This window comes from Nonomuraea sp. H19 (assembly GCF_052068215.1).
Lineage (GTDB): Bacteria > Actinomycetota > Actinomycetes > Streptosporangiales > Streptosporangiaceae > Nonomuraea.
In genome coordinates, this window is sequence record NZ_JBQHCV010000059.1 from 20,930 (window position 1) to 28,961 (window position 8,032).

At 70.4% G+C, this 8,032-nt stretch carries 8 protein-coding genes; 1 reads left to right on the plus strand and 7 read right to left on the minus strand.

Going from position 1 to position 8,032, the window contains the following annotated elements; all coding sequences use genetic code 11:
• Positions 1-3: 3 nt before the first annotated feature.
• Positions 4-1,653: a dihydroxy-acid dehydratase gene (ilvD, locus tag ACTMTI_RS54530; protein ID WP_441128988.1), complete on the plus strand. Its 1,650-nt coding sequence runs from the start codon at positions 4-6 to the stop codon at positions 1,651-1,653.
• A 294-nt stretch (positions 1,654-1,947) separates the two neighbouring features.
• Here the strand turns inward: ilvD and ACTMTI_RS54535 are convergent, their stop codons facing one another.
• The 7 genes from ACTMTI_RS54535 to ACTMTI_RS54565 form a co-directional block, all read right to left on the minus strand.
• Entirely contained in the window at positions 1,948-2,397 is a 450-nt protein-coding gene (locus ACTMTI_RS54535; RefSeq protein WP_441128989.1) for a hypothetical protein, read from the minus strand.
• Positions 2,398-2,548: 151 nt separating this feature from the next.
• A complete protein-coding gene (locus tag ACTMTI_RS54540) occupies positions 2,549-3,442 on the minus strand; it encodes a sigma-70 family RNA polymerase sigma factor (RefSeq protein WP_441128990.1) in 894 nt (297 codons plus the stop codon).
• A gap of 9 nt (positions 3,443-3,451) precedes the next feature.
• Positions 3,452-3,838, minus strand: a complete 387-nt coding sequence (locus tag ACTMTI_RS54545) for an STAS domain-containing protein (protein ID WP_169789150.1) — start codon at positions 3,836-3,838, stop codon at positions 3,452-3,454.
• 41 nt (positions 3,839-3,879) lie between these two features.
• A complete protein-coding gene (locus tag ACTMTI_RS54550) occupies positions 3,880-4,857 on the minus strand; it encodes a phosphotriesterase family protein (RefSeq protein WP_441128991.1) in 978 nt (325 codons plus the stop codon).
• A gap of 59 nt (positions 4,858-4,916) precedes the next feature.
• Positions 4,917-6,347 carry a methionine--tRNA ligase gene (locus ACTMTI_RS54555; protein WP_441128992.1) on the minus strand — a complete coding sequence of 477 codons (1,431 nt, stop codon included), beginning with the start codon at positions 6,345-6,347 and terminating at the stop codon, positions 4,917-4,919.
• Between the two features lie 123 nt (positions 6,348-6,470).
• Entirely contained in the window at positions 6,471-7,760 is a 1,290-nt protein-coding gene (locus tag ACTMTI_RS54560) for an APC family permease (protein WP_441128993.1), read from the minus strand.
• A 184-nt stretch (positions 7,761-7,944) separates the two neighbouring features.
• Positions 7,945-8,031, minus strand: a complete 87-nt coding sequence (locus tag ACTMTI_RS54565) for a universal stress protein (protein WP_441128995.1) — start codon at positions 8,029-8,031, stop codon at positions 7,945-7,947.
• Position 8,032 lies beyond the last annotated feature (1 nt).

Below are 8,032 nucleotides of genomic sequence, written 5' to 3' on the forward strand. Positions count from 1 at the left end.
GCCGTGAGCATCGCCGACGATCCCGACCGCGCACCCGCCCGCTCCCACCTGTACGCCATGGGCATGTCGGAGGAGGAGATGCGCCGCCCCGTGGTCGGCATCGCCTCCACCTGGACCGGCACCATGCCGTGCAACCTGACCCACCGCGAGCTGGCCGCTCACGTGGCCGAGGGGGTGCGGGCGGCGGGCGGCATGCCGATGGAGTTCAACACCATCGCGGTCTCCGACAACCTCACCATGCACACGCCCGGCATGCGTACCTCGCTGATCAGCCGGGAGGTCATCGCCGACTCGATCGAGCTGATGGGCCGCGCGCACGGCTTCGACGCCGTGGTGGCGATCGTGGGCTGTGACAAGACCGTACCCGCCGCGATCATGGCGCTGGCCCGGCTGGACGTGCCGTCCGTGGTCCTCTACAGCGGCAGCATGATGCCGGGCCGCTGGCGCGGGCGTGACGTCACCATCCAGGACATGTGGGAGGCGCTCGGCGAGCGCGCCGTCGGCCGCATGGACCAGTCGGAGCTGGACGACCTGGCCAGGCACGCCTGCCCGGGCGCCGGCACCTGCGCCGCCCAGTACACCGCCAACACCATGGGCAGCGTCGCCGACTTCCTCGGCCTGGCACCGTTCGGGATCGGCGACATCCCTGCGGTGGCGGAGGAGAAGAACGCCGCGGCGCGGCGGGTCGGCGAGATCGCCATGGACGCCCTCGCCCGTGACGCGCGCCCCTCGCGCGTCCTGACCGCGGACGCCCTGCACAACGCGATCGTCTCGGTGGCGGCCATGGGGGGCTCCACCAACGCCGTGCTGCACCTGCTCGCCATCGCGCGCGAGGCCGGGTTGCCGCTGGAGATCGACGAGATCGGCGAGGTCTGCCGCCGGGTCCCGATCATCACCGGGCTCAAGCCGAGCGGCGGCGACCACACGGCCGCCGACCTGTGGCGGGCCGGCGGCACGTCGCTGGTGGTGCGCCGGCTGCTGGAGGCCGGGCTGCTGCGCGAGGACGTCACGCTGGTGGACGGCCGGACGCTCGCCGCCGTCGCCGCGGACGCCCGGGAGACGCCGGGGCAGCAGGTCGTGGCGAGCGTGGACAAGCCCGCCAAGGCGCGGGGCGCGCTGGCCATCCTGCGGGGCTCGCTGGCGCCCGATGGCTGCGTGCTCAAGCTGGGCGGCAAGGACGACTTCCGGTTCGAGGGCCCGGCGAAGGTGTTCGACTCGGAGGACGAGTGCTACGCCGCCATCCAGGAGGGCCGGATCGTGGCCGGCGACGTGATCGTCGTCCGGTACGAGGGCCCGGCGGGCGGTCCCGGCATGCGCGAGATGCTCTCGATCACCGGCCCGCTCGTCGGCCGCGGCCTCGGGGCGTCGGTGGCGCTGGTGACCGACGGCAGGTTCAGTGGAGTGTCGCACGGCCTGGTGATCGGGCACGTGACGCCGGAGGCGTACCACGGCGGGCCGATCGCGCTGGTGCTGGACGGCGACCCGGTGGTGATCGACAGCGCGGCGGGGACGCTCGACCTGATGGTGCCGGAATCCGAGCTGGCCGAGCGCCGGTCCTCCTGGCGGCGGCCCGAGCGGGCGGTGGAGCGGGGGGTGCTGGCCAAGTACGTGGCCACGGTCGGCTCCGCCTCGGACGGCGCGGTCACCGTCTGAGCGCCACCCTCGGACGGCGCGGACGCCGCCGGAGCACCGGCTCCGGCGGCGTTGTCACCGTCTGAGCGCCGGCTCCCTGGGCGCGGTCACCGTCCAGCGGCGGCTATGCTGCGCTGAGACCTTTCAGCGGTGCCCTGAGCGGGCGTTTCGAGGGAGACTTACGCGATGTACAAGGAGTTCGCTGTCGAGGCCGTCATGTGGCTCGTCCCGGTCGTCGTGCTGATCGGGCTGGCACTCCTCGTCACCGCTTGAGCCAGAAGGGGGCCGAGCCGCCGGCCGGCCCCCGACGATCACTCAGTTGTAGTACCTGTACGACACGTACGTGCTGGCGCGATACCTGAAGCTGCCGTAGCCGTCCAGATAGTCGTTCCATTCGTCGACCAGGACGCCGCTGCGCACCGTGCAGTACGCCCACTTGACCCTATAGGGGTTGATGGTGCCGACGTAGTCGTAGCACGACCCCGCCTTCCTGCCGTTGACCTTGAGGCTGGCGTTGAGCCGTACGTTGAACAGGCGCTTGCCGGAGATGTTCTTGACCCGGACCTTGACCCGGCAGGTGTCCTTGCACCTGCCGAAGTAGACCCTGGTGCGGATCAGCTGAGGCTTGGCCGTGGTGGTCGTCTCCGACACCGTCGCGGTGCTCGCGGAGGTGGCCGCGGCGGACGACGATGCACTGGCGGGTGCCGCCATCAGTGTGGTCGCGGCAGCCGCCACTAAGACCGTGCCGGCAAGACTCTTGATCATACTGCCCCCTGTGCAGAGACGGCCGCTCCCCCCTGTTGGCAGCGACCCGTACTTGTCCGACTACTATCAGGAAAGGGAACATACCAACCTTTAAGCCGCGCGATCTGATGCGAAACGGTTATCCGCTTATGTCGGGCTTATCGGGTCGCGTCTACGATGCCCACGCCAGTAGCGGTCCTCCCCGCCTGAGCCGTTTCAGCGCCTGTTTCTCCAGTTGGCGGATGCGTTCCCGGGTCAGCCCGAGCTGCGCACCGATCTCGGTGTAGGTCTGGATCTCGTGGCCGCTCAGGCCGTACCTGAGCCTGATGATGAGGGCCTCGCGCGGCGGCAGCGCCGTGACCACCTGGTCGAGCTCGGCGCTCAGGGCGCGGTGCTCGGTGAGCTCCTGGACCTGCAGCCCGTCATCGTCGGCGATCATGTCGCCGATCCTGCCCTCGCCGAACTCCCCGACCGGGACGTCGAGGCTGACCATCTCCTGCCCGAGCCTGCGCAACGCGGAGACCTGCGCGGGCGAGCGCTCGGCCGCCATGGCCAGCTCGGCGTCCGCCGGCTCCCTGCCCAGCTCCGTGGCGAGCTGCCGCTCGACCCTGATCAGCCGCGACAGCTCCTCCGCCACGTGGACCGGCAGCCGGACGGTGCGGCTCTTGTCATGGATGCCGCGCTCGATGGCCTGCCTGATCCACCACATGCCGTACGTCGAGAACTTGTAGCCCCGCCGGTAGTCGAACTTCTCCACAGCCCTGATCAGGCCCAGATTGCCCTCCTGGATGAGGTCGAGCAGCGGCAGCCCCCGGTGCGCGTAGCGCCTGGCGGCCGCGACCACCAGCCGGAGGTTGGACCTGATCAGAAGGTCCTTGGCGCGCTGTCCGTCGAGTACGACGAGTTCGAGCTCTGGCGTGCCCGCACCACGCTCGATCAGCTGGCCCGCGTACAGGCCAGCCTCGATCCGCCGGGCGAGGTCGACCTCGTCCGCGGCGGAGAGCAAGGGGGTCTTTCCGATCTGCTCCAGGTATAAGCCGAGCAGGTCGGGCTCTTCGGCCGACATGCATGGGAACTACCCGGTAAACGGCGGCGAATTCCCGGCTTCGTTGAGTTCGGCGATGGCCAGCTCGGCCGTGCTGCGAATATCGAAGAACTTGTCCAGCGCGGTGATCGCGAACAGGTGCTTGCACCGGCCGTTGAGCCCTGACAGCAGCAGCCGCCCCCCGGAGGCGGTGACGGCCTTGTGCAGGTAGACCAGCACGGACAGGCCGGAGGAGTCGCAGACGCTGACGGCCTGCATGTCGATGACGAGGAGCGGAGGCTGGGTCAGATCGAGGGCCTTGGTGACGCGGTCTCGAACCTCTGCCGCGGACCCGAAATCGAAGTCCCCCGTCAGCCGCGCGATGACGCAGGGTCCCTGGAGGCCGAGGCTTATCGACAAGGCCTGCTCCGAAGTCACCCAGCTCCACCTACCCGCTTTGCTCTCCCGATCCAACTACTTTACGAGAAGTAGCGCTTCGGGTTGAACACCAGCATCTGCTCAATCTGGTCGTCGGTCACACCCGCGTCGAGCAGTGCGGCCAATACAACGTCGTGAATGTGATCGTAGCGCCAGTTGGGTGCGAGCGTGCTGAGGGCCTCGTCCCACGCGCCGCCGAAGTAGTCCATGAAGCAGGCGGCGTCGTGGCTGAGAACCATGCGGTCGGCGTACCCGCGCTCGCACAGCGCCGCGATCGTGGCCACCCGTTGCGCGGTCGGGTTGTACAGGTCCAGGCCGAACCGGTCCATCCCGAGCGTCGCTCCGGTGTCGGCCAGCCGCATGAGATAGTCCAGGTCATTGCTGTCGCCGGAGTGCCCGACGACCACCTTCGTCAGGTCCACCCCTTCTTTGGCGAACAGGTCCAGCGCGATCAGCCCGCTCTGCGCGAACGGGTTCGTGTGGACGGTGATCGGCGCGCCCGTGCGCACGTGCGCCTGCGCCACGGCCCGGCAGATGCGCTCGACGCCGGGCGTCAGCCCCTGCTGCTCGACCACGCACTTGAGGAAGGCCGCCTTGACGCCGGTGTCGGCGATGCCCTCGGTGAGGTCGCGGACGAAGTCGTCGATCATCGGGTCCGGCATGTCGAGGAGCAGGCCGGGGCCGCGGTGCTCGTACTGGTGGGGCAGTTCCTCGAAGGAGTAGATGCCGGTCGCGACGACGATGTGCAGGCCGGGCACCTGGGCGGCGATGCGCTGGATGCGCGGGATGTACCGGCCCAGCCCCCACACTGTCGGGTCGACGATGGTCCGCACGCCCTTCGCGGTCGCCGCGTTGAGCTTGGCAATCGCGTCCGCGACCCGGAACTCCTCGTCCCACCAGGAACCCTTGCCGTAGTTGTCCAGATGCTCGGTGGCGACGACGAAGACGTGCTCGTGCATCAGGGTCTGACCGAGATCGTCGACGTCGACGGGGCCGTGGACGGTGTTGACGGTAGGCATAGGACGCCTCCATACCGGCTGGTCTGTGATCGCAAACCTAGGCGGCCCCGTAGCCCCCGTCAACCAGCGACTCCCGAGCCGGCCAGCCGCCGGTAGAGCGGCTCGGGCCGGGCCAGCCGCTGCCCGCCGACCGCCGCCGCCACCCGCGCCGCCGCCGTGGGCAGAAAGGGTTCGAGCTGTACGGCCAGCGCCCGGCACGCATGCACCAGTGTGCCCAGCGACGCCTCCTGCGCGGCCCGGTCCTGCTGCCACGGCCTGGTGCGCTCGACGTACTTGTTGGCCTCCTCGACGATCGTCCAGACGGCCGCCGCGGCGCGCCGAAAGTCGAAGTCCGCCAGCGCCTCGTGCACCGCGCCCGGCACCCGCGCGCACGTCTCGGCGAGCCCGCCACCGTCGCCGGGTACGTGGCCGCCCAGGAACCGATGAACCATGGTGACGACCCGGTTGACCAGGTTGCCCAGCCCGTTGGCCAGGTCCTCATCGGCTCTGCCGATCAGGCGTTCGGCGGTGAAGTCGGCATCGCCCACGCGCGGCACCTCGCGCAGCAGCCACCACCGCACGGCGTCCACCCCGTACGCGTCCACGAGCGCCACCGGATCGACCGCGCCGCCCGCCGATTTGCTGATCTTGCGCCCGTCCACCGTGAGGTAGTCGTGGACGAAGATCTCCGTGGGCAGCGGCAGTCCCGCGGACAGCAGCATCGCGGGCCAGTAGACCGCGTGGAACCGGATCACGCCCTTGCCCATCAGGTGGATCTTGTGGTCCTCGGTGACCCACCAGCGGTCGTAGTCGTCGCCGTCGAGCGCGGTGATGTAGTTGGCCAGTGCGTCCCACCACACGTAGACCACCTGCGCCGGGTCGCCGGGCACCGGGATCCCCCACCCGCGGGCGCGGGCGGCGGACCGCGAGACGCTGATGTCGGCCAGCCCCGCCTCGATGAACGCCAGCACCTCGTTGCGCCGGGCGACCGGCTCGATCCTGAGCCGCCCGCCGCGGATCAGCTCGCTCAGGGCGTCCTGGTAGCGGGAGAGCCGGAAGAACCAGTTCTCCTCGGACACGCGCTGCAGCGGCGCCGCGTGCCCCTCGGGACAGGGGCCCTCGGCGTAGAACTGCTCGCAGCCCACGCAGTAAAGGCCCTCGTAATGCCGCTGGTAGAGGTCATGCGCGACGGCCTGCCAGATCCGCTCGACTCCGGCGCGGTGCCCCGGATGGCTGCTTGTCCTGATGAACGAGTCGAAAGACAGGTCCAGTGGCCGTCTCAGCCCCTCGAACGCGGCCGCGTTCCTGTCCACCAGCTCCCGCACCGGCACGCCCTCCGCCTCGGCGGCCAGCACGTTCTTCAGCGAATTGTCGTCGGTCCCCGTCTGGAACCGCACGGGCTCGCCGCGCCGCCGGTGATGCCTGGCCAGCACGTCGCCCTGGACCAGCTCCAGGACGTGCCCGAGGTGCGGGCGGGCGTTGACGTAGGGGATGGTCGTCGTGATGTACATCGGATGCCTCCAAGGGGCCCCGGACACGACGAGAGGCCCCGGCTAGCAGGGCCTCAGCAGGACGTCGCCGATGAAAGCCCCCTAGGGGCTCATCATCACCAGCGAGATCGTCATGCCCCCATACTAGCGACCGCGCTGCCGGTTCCGGTGCCGTATCAGCCAGATGACCAGACCGGCCGCGAACACCGCCAGCCCGGACACCACGGACACCAGCGGGAGCGTGGCCGCCAGCAGTAGGCACAGCCCGAGCCCGAGCACGGGCACGATCTTGGGCGGCGCGCCCTCGTCGCGCGTCAGCGTGAACGCGGAGGCGTTGGCGATGGCGTAGTAGACGAGCACGCCGAACGACGAGAAGCCGATCGCGCCCCGCAGGTCGGCCACCAGCAGCAGCACGATCACCGCGACTCCGACCGCCACCTCCGCCCGCCGGGGCACCTGCCGCACGGGGTCCACGGCGGCCAGCACGCCGGGCAGGTCCCGCTCGCGGGCCATGGCCAGCACCGTGCGGGAGACACCGAGCAGCAACGCCAGTAGCGCCCCGAGCGCGGCCACCGCTGCCGCCACCCCCACGAACGGCACCAGCCATCCGGCGCCGGCCTCTCTGACGAGGTCGGCCAGCGGCGCCTCGGACCTGGCCAGCAGGATCGGCTGCAGCGACCGCAGCGCCGCCACCGCCACCAGCGTGTAGACGAGCAGCGTGATGCCCAGCGCGATGGTCACCGCCCGGGGGATGGTGCGGGCCGGGTCGCGGACCTCCTCGCCGAGGGTGGCGATCCTGGCGTATCCGGCGAACGCGAAGAACAGCAGCCCGGCCGCCTGCAGGACGCCCCACGCGTCCACCCCGCCGGGGGCTAACGGACTGTTGATGGCGGATTCCGGCAAGGGCGCGTAGGCGAACCAGCCGAACGTGACCGTCCCATCGCCGGACAGCCCGGCGACGATCACCGCGACGAGCACGGCCAGGACGAAGGCCACCATCGCCCTGGCCGCTCCAGCCGAGCGCTGCACGCCGTAGAGGTTGAGCAGGGTCAGCGCCGCGACCGCGGCGATCGCCAGGGGCCTGGCCAGACCGGGCGCGACGTAGGAGCCGAACGTGAGCGCCATCGCCGCGCAGGAGGCGGTCTTGCCGATGGTGAAGCCCCAGCCCGCCAGGTAGCCCCACAGCGGGCTGAGCCGGCGCCTGCCGTACACATAGGTGCCGCCCGACTCGGGGTAGCGGGCCGCCAGACGGGCGGAGGAGGTGGCGTTGCAGTAGGCCACGACGGCGGCGATGGCGAGCGCGACCAGCAGCCAGTCGCCCGCGGCCCCGGCGGCGGGCGCGAAGGCGGCGAACACCCCCGCGCCGATCATCGCACTCAGCCCCACGACGACCGCGTCGAAGGTGCCGAGCCGTCGCGCCAGTTCCTCGGGCACGTCCCCGCCCCTTTCTCCCTGCTTCAGCAGGCACCCACTCTGCCGCATGCCACCGGCGCACCGGAACCCGCTCACATCCGAGGTGAACGGCACATCGCGACGCGGCCCGGCCCGCCATACCTGGGCAGGGCCTCACCCGACCGTCGAATCCATCGACGGCGGAGAAGGCTTCAGGGCCGGGAATTCACTCGCTGTTCTTCGGGGCGGGCACCACCAGGACCGGGCGGTGGGCGTGGTGCAGCACCCGATCCGACGTGCTGCCGAGCAGCAGC